The organism is Marinobacterium mangrovicola (genome assembly GCF_004339595.1).
GTDB classification, from domain to species: Bacteria; Pseudomonadota; Gammaproteobacteria; order Pseudomonadales; family Balneatricaceae; genus Marinobacterium_D; species Marinobacterium_D mangrovicola.
In genome coordinates this window covers 35,213-55,074 of sequence record NZ_SMFU01000013.1, presented here as the reverse complement: position 1 = coordinate 55,074, position 19,862 = coordinate 35,213, and the positions used below count along the sequence as shown (strand labels likewise).

At 46.8% G+C, this 19,862-nt stretch carries 18 protein-coding genes; 11 read left to right on the top strand and 7 right to left on the bottom strand.

The genetic code is table 11. From position 1 onward, the window contains the following. Positions 1-15 precede the first annotated feature (15 nt). Positions 16-282, bottom strand: a complete 267-nt coding sequence (locus CLV83_RS19920) for a helix-turn-helix domain-containing protein (RefSeq protein WP_132296881.1) — start codon at positions 280-282, stop codon at positions 16-18. Between the two features lie 185 nt (positions 283-467). Here CLV83_RS19920 and CLV83_RS19915 point away from each other — a divergent pair, with 185 nt between their 5' ends. After that, a complete protein-coding gene (locus CLV83_RS19915; protein WP_132296878.1) occupies positions 468-767 on the top strand; it encodes a HipA N-terminal domain-containing protein in 300 nt (99 codons plus the stop codon). 3 nt (positions 768-770) lie between these two features. Next, positions 771-1,409: a hypothetical protein gene (locus tag CLV83_RS19910; protein WP_132296875.1), complete on the top strand. Its 639-nt coding sequence runs from the start codon at positions 771-773 to the stop codon at positions 1,407-1,409. A 547-nt stretch (positions 1,410-1,956) separates the two neighbouring features. Here CLV83_RS19910 and CLV83_RS19900 read toward each other — a convergent pair. Genes CLV83_RS19900 through CLV83_RS19890 form a run of 3 tightly spaced genes read right to left on the bottom strand, consistent with a single transcriptional unit; the run spans position 1,957 to position 3,760 of the window. Then, positions 1,957-2,775: an ImmA/IrrE family metallo-endopeptidase gene (locus CLV83_RS19900; RefSeq protein ID WP_165900366.1), complete on the bottom strand. Its 819-nt coding sequence runs from the start codon at positions 2,773-2,775 to the stop codon at positions 1,957-1,959. Next, entirely contained in the window at positions 2,775-3,197 is a 423-nt protein-coding gene (locus CLV83_RS19895) for a hypothetical protein (protein WP_132296866.1), read from the bottom strand. The genes CLV83_RS19900 and CLV83_RS19895 overlap by 1 nt, the downstream gene beginning before the upstream one ends. Next, complete coding sequence (locus CLV83_RS19890; RefSeq protein WP_132296863.1) at positions 3,194-3,760, bottom strand: sigma-70 RNA polymerase sigma factor region 4 domain-containing protein; 567 nt, start codon at positions 3,758-3,760, stop codon at positions 3,194-3,196. The genes CLV83_RS19895 and CLV83_RS19890 overlap by 4 nt, the downstream gene beginning before the upstream one ends. Before the next feature lie 342 nt (positions 3,761-4,102). Between CLV83_RS19890 and CLV83_RS19880 the strand changes: the two genes are divergently transcribed. The 3 genes from CLV83_RS19880 to CLV83_RS19870 all read left to right on the top strand — a co-directional run bounded on the left by CLV83_RS19880 (position 4,103) and on the right by CLV83_RS19870 (position 7,138). Then, positions 4,103-4,435 carry a YegP family protein gene (locus CLV83_RS19880; RefSeq protein ID WP_132296857.1) on the top strand — a complete coding sequence of 111 codons (333 nt, stop codon included), beginning with the start codon at positions 4,103-4,105 and terminating at the stop codon, positions 4,433-4,435. 122 nt (positions 4,436-4,557) lie between these two features. Next, positions 4,558-5,841, top strand: a complete 1,284-nt coding sequence (locus CLV83_RS19875; RefSeq protein WP_132296854.1) for a hypothetical protein — start codon at positions 4,558-4,560, stop codon at positions 5,839-5,841. A 502-nt stretch (positions 5,842-6,343) separates the two neighbouring features. Then, entirely contained in the window at positions 6,344-7,138 is a 795-nt protein-coding gene (locus CLV83_RS19870; RefSeq protein WP_165900365.1) for a hypothetical protein, read from the top strand. A 1,019-nt stretch (positions 7,139-8,157) separates the two neighbouring features. Here CLV83_RS19870 and CLV83_RS19860 read toward each other — a convergent pair. Next, the gene (locus CLV83_RS19860; RefSeq protein WP_132296848.1) at positions 8,158-10,119 is read right to left on the bottom strand and encodes an ATP-binding protein; all 1,962 of its coding nucleotides are present in this window, start codon (positions 10,117-10,119) and stop codon (positions 8,158-8,160) included. Positions 10,120-11,002: 883 nt separating this feature from the next. On the opposite strand from CLV83_RS19860, the gene CLV83_RS19855 reads away from it, so the two are divergent. Both CLV83_RS19855 and CLV83_RS19850 read left to right on the top strand, forming a co-directional pair. Beyond that, positions 11,003-12,166 carry a M20 aminoacylase family protein gene (locus CLV83_RS19855; protein ID WP_132296845.1) on the top strand — a complete coding sequence of 388 codons (1,164 nt, stop codon included), beginning with the start codon at positions 11,003-11,005 and terminating at the stop codon, positions 12,164-12,166. A gap of 18 nt (positions 12,167-12,184) precedes the next feature. Next, entirely contained in the window at positions 12,185-13,384 is a 1,200-nt protein-coding gene (locus CLV83_RS19850; protein ID WP_132296842.1) for a diaminopropionate ammonia-lyase, read from the top strand. A gap of 55 nt (positions 13,385-13,439) precedes the next feature. Here the strand turns inward: CLV83_RS19850 and CLV83_RS19845 are convergent, their stop codons facing one another. Beyond that, positions 13,440-13,916 carry an Lrp/AsnC family transcriptional regulator gene (locus CLV83_RS19845; RefSeq protein WP_243642452.1) on the bottom strand — a complete coding sequence of 159 codons (477 nt, stop codon included), beginning with the start codon at positions 13,914-13,916 and terminating at the stop codon, positions 13,440-13,442. A gap of 161 nt (positions 13,917-14,077) precedes the next feature. Between CLV83_RS19845 and CLV83_RS19840 the strand changes: the two genes are divergently transcribed. Both CLV83_RS19840 and CLV83_RS19835 read left to right on the top strand, forming a co-directional pair. Next, a complete protein-coding gene (locus CLV83_RS19840) occupies positions 14,078-15,523 on the top strand; it encodes an alanine/glycine:cation symporter family protein (RefSeq protein ID WP_132296836.1) in 1,446 nt (481 codons plus the stop codon). A gap of 159 nt (positions 15,524-15,682) precedes the next feature. Then, a complete protein-coding gene (locus tag CLV83_RS19835; RefSeq protein ID WP_132296833.1) occupies positions 15,683-16,915 on the top strand; it encodes a Zn-dependent hydrolase in 1,233 nt (410 codons plus the stop codon). A 390-nt stretch (positions 16,916-17,305) separates the two neighbouring features. On the opposite strand, the gene CLV83_RS19830 is transcribed toward CLV83_RS19835, so the two are convergent. Beyond that, positions 17,306-18,217, bottom strand: a complete 912-nt coding sequence (locus tag CLV83_RS19830; protein WP_132296830.1) for a LysR family transcriptional regulator — start codon at positions 18,215-18,217, stop codon at positions 17,306-17,308. Between the two features lie 134 nt (positions 18,218-18,351). Here CLV83_RS19830 and ttdA point away from each other — a divergent pair, with 134 nt between their 5' ends. Both ttdA and ttdB read left to right on the top strand, forming a co-directional pair. Beyond that, the gene (gene ttdA, locus CLV83_RS19825) at positions 18,352-19,251 is read left to right on the top strand and encodes a L(+)-tartrate dehydratase subunit alpha (protein ID WP_132296827.1); all 900 of its coding nucleotides are present in this window, start codon (positions 18,352-18,354) and stop codon (positions 19,249-19,251) included. Further along, positions 19,248-19,856 carry a L(+)-tartrate dehydratase subunit beta gene (gene ttdB, locus CLV83_RS19820; RefSeq protein ID WP_132296824.1) on the top strand — a complete coding sequence of 203 codons (609 nt, stop codon included), beginning with the start codon at positions 19,248-19,250 and terminating at the stop codon, positions 19,854-19,856. Before ttdA ends, ttdB begins: the two co-directional genes overlap by 4 nt. Positions 19,857-19,862 lie beyond the last annotated feature (6 nt).

The following is a 19,862-nucleotide window of genomic DNA, read 5'->3' as shown; positions in this document are numbered from 1 at the left end:
TTCTACCTGCTTTAACTAAAAGTAGTCTTCCTCAAGTTGCGTATGACTTTTTGACTTAAGCAGTCCAAGACCCACCACGGGATCAATCCCGAGTGCTTCACAATATTGAACGAACTCGTAAACGTTCAACTTCCGTTCTACGTTCTCTACTTTGCTCACAAACTGGAAAGGCTCGTCAATGAGCGTTCCGACCTCCCTTACCGTCAGGCCCCGAGCGATCCGTTCTTGGCGCAGCCATTCGATGAGCAGCGCATAACGAGAATTTCTTGTCGATTTATCCATTGTCCCTATCTTAGGGACGCGCTAAAATGTCCCCAAATTAGGGACAAATCATATTAATTCAATACATTCGAGACCAGCACGCGGAACGTCTATTTCAATAGAATTTCTTTTATAGTGGTGAGTCACTTGGTTCACCTATTAATAACGGGTTTTCCATCTGTTTCGCCAGGAGTGAGTGGTAAAAAATGAGAGTGGCTGAGGTTTACTATAACGGAAAAGTCGCGGGTAAATTAGTTGAATACAATAGATGTTGCTATGAATTCACATATGATAAAGAGTTTATAAAAGATGGTGTTTCCATCGCTTACAGGTTACCCCTGAGTGAAAAGACCTACACATCGGATAAATTATTTCCATTTTTTGAAAATATGTTAATCGAAGGATTTCCGATTCCGGAGGGTATAGATAAAGATGATATTTTCGGTTTGATAACAAGCGATTATGACAACACTGTTGGCGCGATAACCTTCAAAAGAGTTATGTAAAAAATGAAGATACGAGACCTTTTGCAATTAATGATGAGTGTGCCAGTCTCTGGCCCTGTGCTCGCTGTAAAAAATATTCCAGAGCCGCTACGAAGTGAGATGCTAAGCGACTATGAGTTAACCAATGCTGTTTTTAGAGAGCCTGGAAAAAAGGATGTTTGCATAAAATCTAGAAGTTATACATTCTGGTGCGGTGAAAGATTAAAGGAAACCTATAAGACTAAAAGTTATAGATATTTTGCTGACGAAATCTTAAACAGTCTTGAAGTGATAGAAAGAACAGTGGCTGTAGAACCAGCGACTGCGGTTCTTCAGCCAGGCTCGTACCTAATCCATTTGACTACACAAGATGGTAAAGAGCGGGTCGGACGTCTTGGCTGGGGAGCGCCCGTAAAGACCTTCGAATTGCGACACTGTGAATGGATGATCACTTCCGTTGCTATTAGCGCGTATGAGAATGATGAAGAATTAGTAGTTTATACGAAGTCTGGAAGTGACTATCGCTTAAAAAAACCATACAAGGAAGTCGAAGTTTCGATAGAGGATTACCAACGTTTACGCCAGGGTTTTAGTCCTGATAATATAAATTCTATGAAACACATGGAACGTAACGGCGCAACAATAGGCGACCCAATATATTGACTTTATATGAATGCTACATCTATAAAAGGGATGATTCAGGTAAATAATCTGGATGAGTCTCTTTGCTTTTATTCTGAAATCGGATTCGATATAGAGCAAATATCAGAAGATTATTTTTATTTGATGAATAACGGAGCATCATTTTTAATACAGCATTTTTATTACCTGTCGGTTGCGAAAAATCAATTCCTAAATATATGTGTGTCTGATATTAGATTAGCACATCAATTGTGTTCGGGATCTTCCTATAAAATGAAAATTTCATCAATAAAGCAGGAAGTGTGGGGGAAAGTATTTTATTTATGGGGGCCTTCTCGTGAGTTATTACATGTAAGCCAGTTATCTTACTAACTAGGTGATAGTCGCAAATGGTTATCTGCCATTAATCTTGACCTTTCCCAACAGTTAGTTCCGGAGCTGGAATATATTTGCAGCGGCAGCGAATGGGTAGATTTTAATGACCTAAAAGACGGTTAAGTCGTAGAAAATTAAAATTAGTAATTCTGTTGAATTGTTTTTTAAAATTACTAATATAAGTTTTATACTATTACTCAATACCTTCTTTATGACATATAGATTCCCAAACCGGCTCTTCATCCTCCCACCAGACCAAAGTAAGATAGGTGCCGTTATGATAATGAATAGCCTCTTCATGTACCGATGAGTGATCGGCCCACGAGTCTTTGCACCATACACTGCCATCTACCTTATCATTAAACATACTCGTGATGTTCGCCTTTATAATACGAGCAATGCCTGATTCGGCCGGAGCGACTCTCGGAGGTAGGAAAGAGTACGGTAAATTTTTGTTAGGTATGAACCATTTTCTTTGACAGCTTTGGTCATACGCTGCTAAAAATCCTACATGATTTTCTAGCCGAATGATGCGGAATGCCGTCGCGATTAAACTTGTACCGAATTTAGCACTGATAGTCCTTAGTAGGTCAAAGTTTAATCGTGAGCCTTTTACGGCGCGATCTATCAGAAAGTATGGCATCAGAAGCTCTGATGCATAGTTATTGGCTATATTTTCCCTATGGGCGTGCTTTCCACCAGAGGGGTTATCCTCAAACTTTTCGTTGATCTCAGACTTAGAACAAAGATTTCCTATACGTCCTCTGTCTTTTAGCCAGTGTCCAATCTCATGCCCTAGCGAAAATTTTTGTCTTTCTGGTATAGATTCTTTATTTAGGGTGATAATAGCTCGATCGTCATAGCCTATTATTCTGGCTTCGCAGCCTGTTAATGGCTCATATTTCACTTCTGCGCCTTTAAAATAAGCGATGGCTTCTAGGTCTATTTCATAGGGCTCTGTAATTCCAAGGCTATAGTATAGACTGTAGATGTCATCTATTATCGCTTTCATCATAAATCCTTGATGTATCCTAGATCCATTAAATCTTTTATTATGCTCGCAGCTTCGTCGTCGGTTATCTCTTTCCCATCTCTAAAAGCAACAGTTAAATCACTAGGAGCCTTTCCTGAAGCTATTATTTCAATTAGAAAGTCTTTTGCATTTTTCCCGGAATCAAGAAATTTTTCAATAAAGCGATCTGAATCAGGCGTTAGTATTTTTTTCTTTCGATCTAATTCCGCCTTAATACTACTGAATCTATTCTTTCTTAAATCAACAGACAGGGAGCCAAGGGAGCTGCGAAGCTCATCAACAGCATGCTTTGGATTTAAACCGTTTTCGGTTAGCTCATGGTCCAACTCATCCTCAGACAAGGCCATAATGTCATCTATGATCAGATCACTTAGCCAGTCTGGATTTTTTATTTTGCTCATAACCCCGTACCTTCGTCCTGAATTTTTGTTATTCCTCGTCTAAAACGTTTCCTTGTAGCCTCGTATGTTTTTCTATCTCCTTTAAAAACAATGTCGATTATTTGTTGCTGCTTCATATTTGCTGAATATGCCTGAATTAGAACATTAACGTAAGTATCGTTTTCGAAGTGACTGGCTATACGCTCGATAGTTTGCTCTGCTATAGCTATTTCTTCTGGCCCAGGTTTTAACGCAGAGCCTACCCATGAATCAGCGTCATCTACTCCAAGGTCGGAGAATGCACTTTCATTCTCTCCGAACTTTCTATAAGGATGATCTCCAGCAATGCTATGAATGATATTGCCAAGAGCTTTAACTATATTTACATCCCTTGGTATGCGGCGAGTTCCACGCCAGACACGTTCATAAGCATCCTGTATAAGCGATGCGGGGTCGTTTCCGAGGTTGTACCTCCGAGAGAAGCTCCCCGCAATTACCAGCAACCGCTTGTAATCTGCACTACTTAGCTTCGCTATCCTTTCAGCGAACTCATCCGCACTGAGGTAAGTACTCTTCTGCTCCATGCCTCTATTCCCTAATAGACGGGATTTTTTTTTGTAGCGGACATGTCCGCTCTTCTTTTTTTACCCGTCTTAAGTTTATGAGGGGCAAGAATCGTCTTCACGAAAGCTTTGCCCTTCAACCAACACTTCAAAGCGAAATGAGGATAGCAGATATGGCTACAAACCCACCAACTGGAGACGGCCACCGTAACGGTGCTGTCAAGAGCCGCTCCCAGACCAAAACGTCGTCTGGACACTATGTGAAGCGGGATACGAAAACTGGCCGGTTTATGGATGTTAAGACATCCGACAAGAAGCCGTTCAAAGGTGTACGTAAAGAAAAGTCGAAATAGGAGAAACACTATGTCAGCAAAATTTGAGATTTATACCGACGCGCAGAGTCAGTACCGTTTTCGGCTTAAAGCCGGAAACGGTGAGGTCATCTTGGTTAGTGAAGGCTACCTTCAGAAAGTCGGGTGTACTAACGGGATTCAGTCTGTGAAGAACAATGCTCCATACGACTCGAACTATCGTCGGCTCACTTCCCAGAACAGCAAGTACTACTTCAACCTACTTGCTAACAACTATCAGGTCATTGGCACGAGCCAGATGTATCAGTCACCGACGGGACGTGAAGTTGGGGTCAACTCAGTTAAAGTCAACGCGCCCAACGCCTCAGTGGTAGATCTGACCTAATCTTTCTGGGATATGAGCGGAACCACAAGTTCCGCTTAACTTTCGTGTGAAGGGGAATATAGGAAATCTAAATCGGTGTCCGGAACCATTGAACCACTACAATCGGCGTAAAGGGATAAACTGTGGACGAAGCGATTGTTGTTTTCTCGAGGAAAGGGATCTTCAAGACCACGATCACGGCACGTGATGTGCGTAGCCGGGAACATGCCCGCAAGCTTTGGCCTTTGGTTTCGCCCGACGAATCACGGCGAATGGTCACCTGGGTCAGCCCCTCCTTTGATAATGGGAAATTGCGCCGACGATCGCACTTTCGGGTACTGCCTGACCAGCTCACCTTTAAGCCTAAAGAGCACTTTGATGATGAAGAAGCTATTCGATGGCACAGTGTGCAGGAAAGCCCGGAACACCGACGGGCTAAAGAACTAGTCGCGGAAGAACTCTCCAGACGTTTGAATGCCGGGCTTGCAATGCCCTGGACGTTCAAAGATGAAGATGCATCGGATTATCCTCTGGAAGGCAACTTATTGCTTGGGGCCGACCAAGTTGCAACCGAACACTCCTTGAAGACGCCGTTTGGCAGCAAGTTTCGACTCGACGTTGCTGTGCTCGGCCCACCGGTTCAGGCTGAACCGATGGTGCTTGGTGGGGTTGAAATCGAACTCGGTCACGCCTTTGACGGGCGAAAAGCGCTGATTGGAAAGTCTCTCGGATTTCCACTTATTTCCATCGACATAACCGAAATGAAACTGACCGAACTGACGCCAGAGTGGGCACAGCGAGTGTTGACAACAACCACGCGTAGTCATGAACAAGGACGCCGACAGACCTACATCTATCTCCATGACCTGCTATACCCCCTCTATGCACAACTACCAACCTTTCTTGATGACGAGCAGCGACACCAGTTCCTGGTGTTTGCCGATGATCAGACGTTGGAAAAATTGGTGCAGTGGATGAAGCTGTTGGCAGACAAGCTGGAGTATCCGAAGGGAGTGGTAGCTGTAGCATTAGTGAACGGTAAGAGCGACCAAGCCCGCAAGATGTTGGAGCGTGCCGGGCAAGTTGTTGGTCCTGACTGGCAGGACTTCAATGATCAGAAATGTCTTCGCCTAACCCTTCCTCGTCCCAAGGGGCCGGGTGATCTTCAAGCTCACCGTTTTCACATGACCATGGCGCGTATACTGCTATCGCACACCAATGCGTTGGTTGGCTACAAGTATTGCAACGGAGTCGACAACAATCATCCTGAAGACGATGTGTGGGTCGCAAAGCGCTGGATTGTCGATAAAAAAACGTTTTCAGAGCACCGTGTATTGCCGAAACGATTGGCCGAACCTGTCAATCGCTTGATAGCCGTAGTTTCAGATCTCAGACGTAATCACTCGACAGACCGTCTTGATGTGTAAGTACGCCTCATGGACAGCTCTCAACGAGTCGCCCCGCGACGCTAACCCAGGTTCTTCGATAGGTGGTCAGTGTGGCAGACAGCTGAAACCATCCCCGTACGCTGCTAAGAAGTCTATTTAAAATTGCGGCTAATTGCATTCTGAGCTTGGAAGTCTAACCTGCTGGGCAGTTGGTCAAGATCTGTTATTGGTTGGATTATCCAGTGTTGACCCGACTGCTCAGCGACGTGCTCTGGTTGGATTGAAGATCCTTCCGGTTCTGGCCCAAAGCGGACGTTAGGTATGCCTTACCAATGTGCACTGATCGGCACGAAGCGGCCGCTCGTGACTCATTTAAAAGGCCGCCCCGGAGGCGTCGATGTAACGAGAAAATTTTGGGCTATTCAACACGCCAGTTTGGACAGAATCTCATAAATTAGGTAGGTTTCTGAGATCAGGCTACGCGAAACCTGTCATGGCTAAAGGCAGCATGAGTACACTCACCGTAAAAGGAGAGAACCATATGTGTGAGTCAATTTCAGAAAAATGCGACCGATTTATAGCCCATAATCAGCAAATGATAGAAGTTGCTGTATCGGAACGAAATCTTCAAAATGGCGCTATACACGCCAAAGTTCTTTTATGCTCTATTTTTGATTCACTATCGAAAAGTGCATTCGCAAACATCTCAAATAATTCCCGCAGGTTTAAAACGACGATAGACTCCTACTCAAATTGGGAAGATCGTGATCGAATTAGCTTGCTTCACTTAGTAAGGGCCTTCGATATTTATACTAATATTCCTCCAGAATTTGAAGAACTCAGAGAATGGAGTATTTCTCTTTTCCGGACTGAGTTCCCAGTTTCTAGAAGAATTCTTTCGGCCTCACCTTTGATTAACCGTGATCCACACCTCTTGGACATCCAGAATATTTGGCCTAGGGATAACAATGATGAATTTTTATCCATTGGCAGCATTAAGCCATATCAACTTCAGCATAAGCATATGTTATGGCTATACAGAAATAGGCTAGTACATGAATACAGAAGCCCCGGCGGTGGATTCAATACTATGAGACTTAATGAGTCACTACCATATTATATAGAAGCATCGACCATTCAAGGATACACGGAAGAACAAGGACTTATTCTAAGTAATCACTGGGAACTTACATATCCTGTAGGTTTTTTCTTAGAGCTGTGCCATCACGCACTACTTGGTATTGCAGAGATGCATAGAGAAGCCAACACCAGTCCATTCGCTGCATATTCAGACGGAAGTTACTGGATACCAGATTTCAACGAGAGTGGAGAATAACCAATGGAATATTCGAAGATACCGAGGTCAGAGTAACATTCCTAATATCGCCTGTCAGACCACTTCGGGTCGTTTCTGCTCTCTCAGCCCATCATCAGTGTCTGGCTCAGAGGAGGTCGCAGATTGGCACTTAGCGTTCAGTCCCCCCCGCTGGTCTGTTGACAGGAAGCGGCCGAAGTTAAACTAATTGTTAGATTAGCCCAAGCTACCCGACGGGCCTTCTCCTCGCAGCTCAGCGAGTGTTTGGCCAAAGGATGGATTGTATTTTAGGGCATCTTGGAATGAAACTGCCGGAACCCAGAACTTTCGAGAATACTTTCTTCCAAATACATCCTGTACTCGTACCTTTAGCAAGACACGACCTTTAATGATCATGGGGAAGCATCCCCCCAACTGTCGTCTTGCTCAAAGTAAACAACCCCTCTAGTTGATTCTCCAATTTGAAGATATGATTTATTTTCGGCCGGCGATAAGTTGTTTCTTTGAGTTAGGAACGGATATACCTTTATTCGGTCTCCAATACTAACCTGAAAATCATCTAGAGCGACCGCTTGCCTAGTAACCCAAAACCAACCAATAGTGTTCCTCAACCAAAGCATACTGAGCCTATTAAGATTCCAATGGTAACCGATAGATATCTGTTTGATGTCTGAAGGCGCGGAACCAAAATTAGTTATGCAAAGATATAATGCTATTCCAGTGCGGTGTATTTCATGTTCATCATACATCTTACCTGTAAGGTAGGTGCAGCAGAACGTTGGTCCATCCATTAAATCTATTTTAAATTTTGGCCTTTTTCTCAATGCGGAAAAAATTCCACTAATCCATCCAAAAAGAAGTGTGACTGAGAAAATAATAACGGCTAAAGTACCCTGGTTATTATTCAACCAGACATTAACTTACTTATATATAGTCTCTATATCCATAAACGATAGCGCTCTTATTTTTGGCGGATAATAAACTTAAATTAAAATATTCCAGAAAACCTTTTTAGCGGTGCTCTGTAACACCATCCCTCTTCAAATAGATTTACCAACAGAAACAGCAACGGATACCAAGTCATCTTTATTATCCCCAATTTTAGTCTTATTGGTTTCCAGATGCTTTAAAAGATGCTTATGTCGAATACTATGCTCCGAGAATATTTGCCCCCATGGCTTGATTGATACCTTGAAATTTTCTGTCTTCATTAACAACCCTGGCTCACCATGGTTTTTTGAGTTATCTAATTGAGCATCGATCATGGTCCTTGCAGTTGGTGTCTCAGTTATCTTGCGTCCAGCAAGAACTAAATCCCATTTATGTAGGCCATCATTAAATATGTGATGAGAAGAAATAACTTTGAAGTAATTTAGTATTTGTTCTAAGTGTTTATCTTTAAGTGTATCTGAAGGTCTCTTAAGCTCAACAACCAAACATCTATAAAATTCATTCCCTCTTTCATCCACATCAAAATTTCTTCGAATAGCGAATATATCCATTTCTTTATTCTTATCTGGATGTACTACCGTTCCCTTTTGGTAATATTCTTCATTACCATGAATGGAAAGTAGCTTTCTAAGTGCCTGTTCAAAATCCGGTTCTTCTGCTGTTAATAAATGATATTTTTCACCAAATAACCATAGATTATTTTCTACAATACTTTGAATTTCACCGACTTCTTTGGTTGTCTTTGTGTGCTCCTCGTTAAGAGCGTTTATTATATTGATGACTTTTTGTCTAGACCTTATTTCAGAAATTGCGTTAGCAATATTACCTAAGCTAGTCTCTTTTAATATATCAGCAAGTTTTTTCTGCTCTTCATTGTTGAGTGAAACAACACCATTTAGAACATCAAATAAATCATTACTAGGGCTTACCGTCAGTTTATCTAGCAGTTTAACAATTATCCGCTTTTGTGTTTTGTTTAGATGTGAAGAAAATAGACTAGGTTCTGCACTGTACAAAACACGAATTGTGTTCTTGAGTGACTCATCCTTCCACTTTTTTAGTGGAATTGAGTCACCTGAATGATCTGGAAATATTCCTTCTTCTTCATATATATCTATTAGCTTTTCTGCCGCTTTTTCACGAAAGCTATCGTGTAAGTCTTTCAGCAAGGATATTAATTTATCCTTTACTTCAGAATAGATCGCGAACTGTTGCTCCGTTTTCCCATCCAATAAGTCAGAGTCAGAAAATATGTATTCATCGAAAAAATCTGATTTAACGTAAGCACTCGAATAAAAACCGTTCTTTTTGTTAAGCCCTGAATTTATTTTATGAACTATTTTTTCTGTAGAATCCAAAAAATATATAAAAGAGCCTTCTTTTGGATTCACATCCCAATTAACTAGATTTGCAATAAATATATTGCCATACAAAGTAAAATCAACATCTTTTACTGTTCGTTCAAGTATTCTTAAATCTTCACCATTCACAATGATTCTTTTTTTATTGCTAGATGCTAAAAGCCAAGAAAACTCTTGCGACAAAATTGGTAACACTTGGCTCTCTATAAAGTGACCACTAACTCCATTATTTGACACTCCAATAAATTCTACTCTCGTTCCAGTAGAAACCGGACGAAAGCTATCGCGAACATTATTCACTTCATAATTATTAAGTGTATCTGAGTCGATTATGATAGAGCATGATGATGTTGAGGTGAAACTATCCCAAATAATAGATTTAGAAATTTTATGAAATGAAAATCGCCCAAGTCCTTTTTTTCCTCTTATTGTTGGAGATGATAGTTTTCTTTTGGGGGAGTCCTTAAATTTACCAAATGTTTGCTCGTGGGTTTCTGGGTTAATACCAACGCCATCATCTGTTATTGATAATGACAGAGCAGTATCTAGGTCATCAACGGTATATCTCAAATGAACTTCATTTGCATCAGCATCGAATGAATTCCATATATATTCAGCTATTACTTTACTTTGACTAAACTTATTGAATTCATTTCTCACAGAAGTTGAACTCGTCTGAATGCTTTCCATGCCAATTTCCTGTTTTTAATCGTTTTCTAGCTATAAGGTATAAATCTTATATAGAGAATTTTCGGTTTCTTAAAAAGCGAAGATCACAATATCTAGATATCGAACCAAAAGAGAAGAAAAATCTTGATGACAAGCCTAACTCAGCTTCTCTGAAAACTTCGAATGCACATATTATGTCGTTCTGATAGAAGCCTCTATATCTAATCCACATGGTTATCCATGCCTTTGATTCTCGTACAGAAACCATTCCTTTTCCAGCAGAAAGGGAGTCTTCTCCGTCTCATAATCTTACATCAAACGAGCTATACGCGAGCAAAAGAGCCGAATAATGGTGGGGATTTTAGCGAAGATATTCCTGTACATGTGAAGCAACGGCTGACTGACTGAACCAATTGGAGATACCTTATCTCGCCAGTGACTGTTTTGGGTCGATAGTTGCGGTTGAGCGGATTTTTGCGAATGTCTGCTCTGGGGATTTCTGTTCAATCAGACTACGTCAGCAAAGTGCGCATATCCGACTTATCAGCTGCTCAAGCGTTTCGTCCGCTTCGGGTCGAAAGTGACGATTTTTATTGATCTGAACAGCCGAAAGAAATGTCCGCTATCCGGATATATTAGAAAGCCCTTATGGTCCGATAAGGGCACTTACTCGTCATCAGACACACCTCCTAAGACTTGGAGGCTTGGTGCCTGACTCTCCGCTTGCAACGATGTAACCACTCAAGCCTAGCTTTCCCGAACCCCATCTTTTATTCGGTTTTTTCCGCGTTAACCAAGCTTAATTCGAAGAAATTCCTCATGTCCACTCTGCGCTATGCAGAATGCCCTTGGCGCTCGTTGGGATAATGGGAGTCCTGAACAAACAAGACTTCTGGATTTTGTGATGACCCAACTAATAGACGGACTCGTTGAGCAGATGACCACGTGGCGGCACCAGATGCACCGCCTTCCTGAAACGGGATTCGATGTACATATGACGGCACAGCTAATCGCTTCGCTGCTCAAGGAGTGGGGGCTTGAGGTCCATGAGGGGATTGGCCAAACCGGCGTTGTTGCCGTCCTGCGTAAAGGAGATCGGCCTGACCGAAAGATGATCGCATTGCGCGCCGACACTGATGCGTTACCGATCACTGAGCTGAATACATTCGATCATCGCTCCAGCGTTGATGGGAAAATGCACGGCTGCGGTCATGATGGACACAGCGCTATGCTGCTTGGGGCTGCATGCCAGCTAGCCAAACGCGGTGAGTTTGAAGGTACTGTCGTTTTTATCTTTCAGCCCAATGAAGAGCATGGGTTGGGTGCTCAAGCCATGATCGACGATGGTCTATTCGAGCGTTTTCCGGCAACCGAAGTGTACGGCATGCACAACCTTCCGGGACTGGAAGCGGGGGTGTTGGCGCTGCGTGCGGGGGCAATTATGGCCAGTGAAAGCCTGCTTGAGATCCAGATCAACGGCTGCGGCGGCCACGCCTCCTCACCGCACCTGGTTAATGACCCCATTATTCCTGCCACCCACCTTGTTCAGGGGTTACAGACCATCGTTTCAAGAACCGTGGATCCATCGGAGGCGGTGGTGGTCTCCGTTACCGAAGTGCTGACCGATGGTGCGCGCAACGTGATTCCAAGCACCGTCACTCTCAAAGGCGATTGCAGAACCTTCAACGATGCGACCACCGATCAGGTGGAGCGAAGAATCAGGACGCTTGCAGCAGGTATCAGTGAAGCCTTTGACACCCTGGTCGAGGTGACGTTTTCCCGCGAGTTTTTCGTTACCCACAATGCCGAAGCACAAACACAGGCTGCTCAATGTGCGGCCCTGAAAGTAAACGGCCCCGAGCGGGTGTTGCTGGACGTTCCACCCAAGAGTTTTTCGGAAGATTTTGCCTGCCTACAGCGGGTTGTCCCCGGCTGCTACGTGTTTTTGGGAAACGGGGCGGACAGCCGAGGCGGGTGCATGCTGCATAACCCCCATTACGACTTTAACGACAACATCCTAGAAACCGGAGCTCTCTACTGGACGGCGCTGGTGGAACAACAGCTATAAAACCAAGGAGTCTTTAAGATGCTTAATAAGAACCGTTACCTGACCCACTACCGTAACCCTAAAGCGAATAAAAACGCTCCTTATACTGATGCAATGCGGTCGATACTCAGTGCGAGCAAAGCGCGTGAGGCGATGGCGGATATGCGGCACTGGCCTGGATATAGCGCCACGCCTTTGCATGAGCTAGCGGGACTGGCCGACCAGATCGAAGTCGGTAAGCTGTTTTATAAAGATGAGTCAACTCGGTTCGAGCTGAAAAGCTTTAAATCCCTGGGCGGCTCCTATGCGGTCGCCATGCAGCTGCTGCTGGCGATCCGTCTAGAAACTGGCAAGCAGGCAAAAGTTGAAGACCTGTTCAGCGGCAAATATGCCGAGGTGATTCGTCAGGTCACCGTGGCGACTGCTACCGATGGAAATCATGGTCGTTCGGTCGCTTGGGGTGCCCGTATGTTTGGCTGCGCCTGTGTCATCTACATTCACGCCGACGTCTCAGTCGGTCGTGAACGATCTATGGCAGAACTGGGTGCTGAAGTGATCCGTATTGCCGGTAATTATGACGACTCGGTGAAGGAAGCGGACCAAGCCGCCAAGGAAAATGGCTGGATCATTGTCTCCGATAACAGCTACGAGGGATATATGGAGATCCCCAAGAGTGTCGCCCTAGGTTACAGCGTGATGCTCCAGGAAGCCGTTGATCAATTGGACGGACATATTCCCAGTCATGTATTCATTCAGGGAGGATGTGGGGGGTTAGCATCAGCCGTTTGCGGATTCTTTTGGGATCTTTGGGGCGATCAACGCCCACGCCTGATCGTCGTCGAACCGGAGCAGGCGAACTGCCTGCAACTCAGCGCTGTTGAAGAAAAGCTGGTGATAGTCGACGGAAAACTAGAGACACTGATGGCGGGCTTAGCTTGCGGCGAGGTGTCGCTGCTGGCGTGGAAAATTTTGGAAACGGGCGCGGATGACTTCACCACCGTCGCGGAGGCACTGGTGCCCGAAAGCATGCGGTTGTTGGCCAGGGGCTGTGGAGATGATCCCTCCATCGAAGCAGGAGAGTCGGCCGTGGCTGGTATTGCGGCGCTCCTAGGTATCCAAGGGGATGAGGCGATGCGCAAATTAATGGGAGTTGATAACAACAGCTCGATTCTGATTATCGGCACGGAAGGCGCAACCGACCCTGAGTTGTATCAGCAGATACTCCACGGCGAGCGTTAACCACTGAGAAGAGTTAATAAAACGGGGCGGCTCATGTCGCCCCTTTTCCGTTTGTTCAAACTGGCTCTTGAACCACCGGGATATACATGCCGGTTTTCACCGAATCCATCACCACGTTAGTGTAGAAGCTTTTGATGTTCTTGTTGTTGAAAAAGAACTTCTCTGTGAACTGCTCGTAGGCCGCCATATCAGCCGCTGTTAAAATAATGATGAAGTCATAACTACCGGTGACATAGTAACACTGCTGAACATGGGGGTTGTTCAGCATCTGTCGTTTGAAATCGACCAATAGGTCAACACGCTCCCGCTCCAGCGTGATCTGCACGATAAACGTCATGGATCTGTTCACGGCCTGCCGTGACACGACCGAGACATCAGCCTCAATGATCTCTTCCTGCCTCATCCGCTTCAAACGCCGCTGAACAGCAGCAGGTGAAAGCCCGACCGCCTCGCCGATGACATCCGATGTGGTGCGATTCGAGCGCTGTACGATTTCCAAAATTTGGCGATCAAAATCGTCTATATCAGCCATGATTTTATTCTTCATTTATAAGTTCAAATTGTGTGAATAACCTCGCAATGGTGAGTTACTTCGATGCATCTGTCCATCGTATGGCCGGTAGCATGATGACAATCCTCTCGTGTTGGATAAGCCAATAACAACAAATCACACAACAAATAGTGGAGAAAGAAATGCTGTCCCTAATAACCGATCTTTTATGGAGCAAGGTGCTCATCGCCCTACTGATCGCCTTGGGGGTTACCTTCACGGTCGCTTCCAACTTCTCTCAGTTCCGCTACTTCGGGCGCATGTTTCGCTTGCTTGGGAGATCCTTTCGGCACGAAGGCAACCACCTGAGTTCATTCCAAGCGCTCGCTATGAGCGTGGCGGGCCGCGTTGGTGCGGGCAACATTGCAGGAGTTGCTGTCGCTATCACTTTGGGGGGACCCGGCGCAATTTTTTGGATGTGGGTCGTAGGCCTGATGGGTATGGCGACCAGCATTTACGAGTGCTCCCTGGCTCAACTGTTCAAGCAGACCGAGCCGGATGGCAGTTACCGTGGCGGACCGGCGTTCTACATCAAACACGGCCTGAAGAACCGATGGATGGCACATCTGTTCTCCGTCCTACTGATGCTGACCTTTGGTTTTGCATTCCCGTCCCTACAGTCGTTTACCGTCTCCTCTTCATTTGAAAGCGCCTTCAGCATCCCGGCCTATGCAACCGGAATCGCGCTTGCTGCTGTTGTCGGCATTATTATCTTTGGTGGTGTGCGCCGTATTGCTGATGCGGCTCAATACGTCGTTCCCTTTATGGCCATTGGTTATCTGGTGGTTGCCCTTAGGGTGATTGGCACCAATATCGAATCGGTGCCGGATATTCTGAGCCTTATTGTGAACAGCGCATTTGGTCTGGAGCAAGCCGTTGGCGGAGGAGTCGGTGCGGCCATCTTGATGGGCGTTAAACGAGGCCTCTTTTCGAATGAAGCAGGGTTAGGCAGCGCTCCGAATACCGCAGCCATCTCCTACGTCAAGCACCCTGTAGAGCAGGGTATCCTGCAAGCCTTCAGCGTGTTTGTTGATACCGTGATTTTGTGTACCTGCACCGCAATCATCATCCTCCTCTCCGACATTTATCAGTCTGGCACTGACTTGGGCGGCGTTGCGCTGACGCAGAATGCGTTGGCCGAACACGTGGGTGGATGGGGTGTTTATTTCGTCAGTATCGCGCTAGCTCTATTTGCCTTCACCTCGGTGATGTATAGCTACTACTTAGGGGAAAACAGCCTGAGTTTCATGTTCGGGGAAAAAACAACGATCTTTAACGCTTACCGATTCCTGTTCCTGGTATTGGTGGTCTGGGGATCAGCGCAGAACTTGAGCACGGTGTTCGCCTTTGCCGATTTGACCATGGGCCTGCTGGCCATCATCAACCTGGTCGCGTTGGCGCTGCTGATCAAGCCGGTAAAACGCATCCTTAATGACTATGATCAACAGCTAAATCAAGGTGTTGAGGAGCCACAACTGGATATCAACCAGTTCAACGACCTTGATCTGGATAAAACCGCGTGGGTTCACCCAGAAGAAGCAAGCAGCTTGGCTGAAGGAAGTCCAGAGCACTTACTAAAGATGCGCTAACGGCAACTAGGGGTTCGGCGAGTTGCTGGCCCCTTCAATGGCCACAGTGAAGGACATATTCCGCAATATTATTCGAGAGGAAAACCTAAGCGCCTTCCTTTTTAATGCTTACTTTCCAGCATAGAGGGACGCTTGTTACTTTTACAGACAGGTAGTGATATGACACAAACAGCTAACATCAACATCCAGCGACTTATCGAACGCATCAAAGCACTGGGTCAATGCGGAGCACTGGCAGGCGGCGGCGCCGCACGAATCGCGCTCACTGAGCAAGACAAACAAGGACGCGACCAGGTGGTGTCCTGGATGAAAGAGCTAGGGCTGAAAATCAGCGTTGATCAACTGGGTAACGTGCTGGCTGTTCGCGAAGGCCAGCAGCCGGGCAAGCCGGTGCTCGTGGGATCCCATATCGATACCGTCGCCACTGGTGGGTTGTATGACGGCAACCTGGGGGTTCTTGCAGGCCTTGAAGTGGTGCAGACCCTCAATGAAGCTGGCATAAGCACTCGACGTCCGATTGCTATCGGTTTTTTCACCAACGAAGAAGGGGTTCGTTTCACGCCTGACATGATGGGAAGCATGGTGCATCAGGGCCATATTGAGCTTGAATCCGTGCTCAATACCAGAGGAACGGATGGCACGATTCTGCGTGAGGAGCTGGAGAGGATTGGCTACAACGGTTCAGAGCCCTGCGGTTCCATGCGGGCTCACGCCTTTATCGAACTTCACGTCGAACAGGGACCAGTGTTGGAGCAGGAAGGCTTCACCATTGGTGCAGTAGAGGGCGTGCAGGGAATATCCTGGACCGAAATCACTGTCAGCGGCGTATCCAACCACGCCGGCACGACTCCGATGGCGATGCGGCATGACGCTGGTTATGCCGCTATGGCTATCGCCACCTTTGCGCGCGCTTTAGCCAAAGAAATGGGGGGCTACCAGGTGGCGACCGTCGGCTGCATCGAGATGAAGCCAAACCTGGTGAACGTCATCCCCAACAGCGTCAAGATGACGGTCGATCTGCGCAATACCGAGAATGATAAGTTGCAGGAAGCAGAGAGCAGACTCCAGCAGTTTATTGAGGAAATTGCCGAGCAAGAGGGGGTCACTATCCAAACGCGGCAATTGGTCAGGTTCGACCCTACCCCCTTTGATGAAAGGCTCATCAGCCTGGTAGAAATGGAAGCTGACCGCCAGGGCTACAGAGTAAAACGCCTGCCAAGCGGCGCTGGCCATGACGCACAGGCTTTCGCGCCTAACTGCCCGACGGCGATGATCTTCGTACCCAGCGTCAAGGGGCTCAGCCATAACATCGAGGAGTACACTAGCCCCGATGATATCGAGGCTGGGGCGAATGTACTGCTGAATGTGGTGCGAAAACTGGCCGGCGAATAGGATACGAGGCTAGCGAAGGGAAAGGCGGTTGATGTGAATCAGCCATCAACTGCCTCCGTTTCAGCCTCTTTTGGTAGATACGGAGCAGCGTGAATAATGGCCGCTCAGTCGCAGCAGGAGTCATCAGAGCAGGCTTACTGAAATGTCCGCGTTTGGACTACTCTCAGATGCACCTATCAACGAATATTAGCCACTTCTAACGGTCGGCTTTGGGCCAACTACCGACTCATTGGCTATGATGTGGGACATTTTTTGGTAAAGCGGGTCATGGCAATGAGTTGGCGCACATTTCGGAATTAGCTGGATATAGCTTCAGTTGCTTACATCGCTAGTGCACCTATGTAATTAAATTAAAGATAAATCAGCATCTGCTCAGATACATGCTGTGAATTACCAGTAGTCACTAGTCGTTGTCTTGGTTAGGAATGACGCCTCAAGGTAATCGAGAAACAGAGAAACACGTGTAGCGAGTCGGGCTTTCTGAAGATAGACCGCATAAATATCGGCAGGGGGAGTTTCATATTCCGGCAGGACCAGCTCTAGATCACCACTTCTTAGGTGCTTCGCGAGATCCCATTGAGCTCTCATCAACAACCCATGTCCTTCGATCGCCCACTGAAGAGCAACATGGCCATCGTTCGTACTCAGCTTTACCGGCACGCGAACCGCCTGGGTCTGGTTATCTTTGGTTAGCCGCCAGAGGTTGGCGGTTTCATCATTTTGGCGTAGAGCTATCGCTTGGTGACTGCTTAAGTCCAGTGGTACGGCAGGACGCCCCATCTTATCCAGGTAGCCAGGACTGGCGCTGATAAACCGCCTGTTTGGCGCAATCTTTCGTGCAATTAAACGTGAATCCGGTACGTCACCGAAACGAATCAGGATGTCGACGGCATCATCCGGTGGAGAAACATGCCTGTCGCTTAGGGTGAGTCGCACAACCAGATCGGGGTATTCTGAAACAAACTCGGACACCAGCGGCGCAATATATTTTCTGCCAAAGCCTAGTGGGGCGTGGACGTTCAGTTGGCCGGTCGGGGTTCCGGACTGGTTGCGAATCACATCCTGCATCTCCTCCATCTGACTGAGGATACTCTGGGCGTACTCAAGATAGATCTCGCCCTCTGGTGTCAGTGAAATACGCCTTGTCGTCCTATTAACCAGCTTTACCCCCATTCGATCTTCGATCTGTGCGAGCCGTTTTGTCGCTGCGGACGGGGACAGGTCCAGCTCTTGCGCGGCGCCCGAAAGGGATCGCTTTTGGGCCAGGCTGACGAAGAATCGCATCGAGTCTTCAGCATCCATATTTCACCTTTAAGAAATTGTATTTTTACTTTTGGTGCATTTTTACACGCTTTCTACCTCCTATGATAGCCACACGTTCCATCCGGTTTGTTCCTATAAGGGGAGCCGGGACACTACACGAAGAGGATACAAGCGTGGAGAAAGAAGCCGCAGTCCAGTCTCTGACTGACACTCTCGCGAAATTCACGGCCTATATCGGAAAACGTCTTCCAACAGACGTTAAAGAAAAACAGGCAGAGTTGCGCACCAAAGAAACCAACCCCATGGCGATCGAGATCTTTGACGTGATGGCGGAAAACCAGGACGCCGCCGACAAGCTGGATCGTCCTAGCTGTCAGGATACCGGCGTTATTCAGTATTTCATCCAGGCGGGTTCCTCCTTTCCGTTGCTGGGTGAACTAGAGTCGATTTTGGAAGGGGCGACCCGGGGGGCAACCGAAATTGGCCCTCTGCGCCACAACGCCGTTGAGTCGTTTGTCGAGAAGAATACCGGCACGAATACGGGCTCCAAGATTCCTTGGCTCGACTGGGAAATTCTTCCGGGCGAAGACTACGCCATCATCGATGTCTATATGGCAGGTGGCGGTTGTACATTGCCGGGCGCATCAACCGTATTGATGCCGGGGCAGGGCTACGAGGGTGTGGCAGAATTCGTTCTCGATGTGATGACCTCCCGCGGCCTCAACGCCTGCCCGCCACTTCTTGTAGGCGTGGGTGTCTCCACCTCAGCAGAGACTGCTGCACGACTTTCCAAGAAAGCGATCCTGAAACCGGTAAATGCCCGCAACGCGAATGAGCAGGCTGCGCTGCTCGAAGAGCTGCTGACCGACGGCATTAATGAGCTGGGTATCGGACCTCAGGGGCTCACCGGCGACAACACCGTGATGGGTGTGAATATCGAATCGTCTGCGCGCCACCCTTCTACTATCGGTGTGGCTGTTTCCACCGGCTGCTGGGCGCACCGTCGCGGTCAAATCAAGGTCAATGCAGACCTCTCCTACGAAATTATCTCCCATCAGGATGTACAGCTATGAAGAAGGTACTGAAGACACCGATTTCAGCCCAGGATCTGGAAGACCTTAAAGTCGGCGACGTTATTTACCTGGATGGAACCCTGGTGACATGCCGGGACGTGGCGCATCGCCGTTTGATTGAGTATGGCCAGAAACTGCCGGTGGATATTGCCGGCGGTGCGATCTTTCATGCAGGCCCAATTGTGCGGGAAAAAGACGATGGTAGCTTTGAAATGGTCTCCATCGGACCCACCACCAGCATGCGTATGGAAAAGTTCGAGCGCGAGTTTATCGAAAAAACCGGCGTCAAACTAATCATTGGCAAGGGCGGTATGGGCCCGGAAACCGCCGCAGGCTGCCAGGAAAACAAGGCAGTTCACGCGGTTTTCCCCGGCGGGTGTGCCGTGGTTGCAGCGACCAAGGTGGAAGCTATAGAGGGCGCTGAGTGGAAAGATTTGGGTATGCCGGAAACGCTCTGGATAAACCGTGTAAAAGGTTTTGGGCCGTTGATTATTTCCATCGATACACATGGAAACAACATCTTCGAGATCAATAAGAAAACCTACAACGAGCGTAAATCGATTGTATTAGAAAAAATTAGCGAACAGGTTAAATTCATAAAATAACGTCTG

What these genes read in the sequence shown, in the direction of transcription:
- CLV83_RS19860 (WP_132296848.1), bottom strand. Translation starts at nt 10,119, where the DNA reads ATGGAAAGCATTCAGACGAGTTCAACTTCTGTGAGAAATGAATTCAAT.
- CLV83_RS19870 (WP_165900365.1), top strand. Translation starts at nt 6,344, where the DNA reads ATGTGTGAGTCAATTTCAGAAAAATGCGACCGATTTATAGCCCATAAT.
- CLV83_RS19830 (WP_132296830.1), bottom strand. Translation starts at nt 18,217, where the DNA reads ATGGATGCTGAAGACTCGATGCGATTCTTCGTCAGCCTGGCCCAAAAG.
- CLV83_RS19855 (WP_132296845.1), top strand. Translation starts at nt 11,003, where the DNA reads ATGACCCAACTAATAGACGGACTCGTTGAGCAGATGACCACGTGGCGG.
- CLV83_RS19835 (WP_132296833.1), top strand. Translation starts at nt 15,683, where the DNA reads ATGACACAAACAGCTAACATCAACATCCAGCGACTTATCGAACGCATC.
- CLV83_RS19840 (WP_132296836.1), top strand. Translation starts at nt 14,078, where the DNA reads ATGCTGTCCCTAATAACCGATCTTTTATGGAGCAAGGTGCTCATCGCC.
- ttdB (WP_132296824.1), top strand. Translation starts at nt 19,248, where the DNA reads ATGAAGAAGGTACTGAAGACACCGATTTCAGCCCAGGATCTGGAAGAC.
- CLV83_RS19845 (WP_243642452.1), bottom strand. Translation starts at nt 13,916, where the DNA reads ATGGCTGATATAGACGATTTTGATCGCCAAATTTTGGAAATCGTACAG.
- CLV83_RS19890 (WP_132296863.1), bottom strand. Translation starts at nt 3,760, where the DNA reads ATGGAGCAGAAGAGTACTTACCTCAGTGCGGATGAGTTCGCTGAAAGG.
- CLV83_RS19910 (WP_132296875.1), top strand. Translation starts at nt 771, where the DNA reads ATGAAGATACGAGACCTTTTGCAATTAATGATGAGTGTGCCAGTCTCT.
- CLV83_RS19900 (WP_165900366.1), bottom strand. Translation starts at nt 2,775, where the DNA reads ATGAAAGCGATAATAGATGACATCTACAGTCTATACTATAGCCTTGGA.
- CLV83_RS19915 (WP_132296878.1), top strand. Translation starts at nt 468, where the DNA reads ATGAGAGTGGCTGAGGTTTACTATAACGGAAAAGTCGCGGGTAAATTA.
- CLV83_RS19880 (WP_132296857.1), top strand. Translation starts at nt 4,103, where the DNA reads ATGTCAGCAAAATTTGAGATTTATACCGACGCGCAGAGTCAGTACCGT.
- CLV83_RS19850 (WP_132296842.1), top strand. Translation starts at nt 12,185, where the DNA reads ATGCTTAATAAGAACCGTTACCTGACCCACTACCGTAACCCTAAAGCG.
- CLV83_RS19920 (WP_132296881.1), bottom strand. Translation starts at nt 282, where the DNA reads ATGGATAAATCGACAAGAAATTCTCGTTATGCGCTGCTCATCGAATGG.
- CLV83_RS19895 (WP_132296866.1), bottom strand. Translation starts at nt 3,197, where the DNA reads ATGAGCAAAATAAAAAATCCAGACTGGCTAAGTGATCTGATCATAGAT.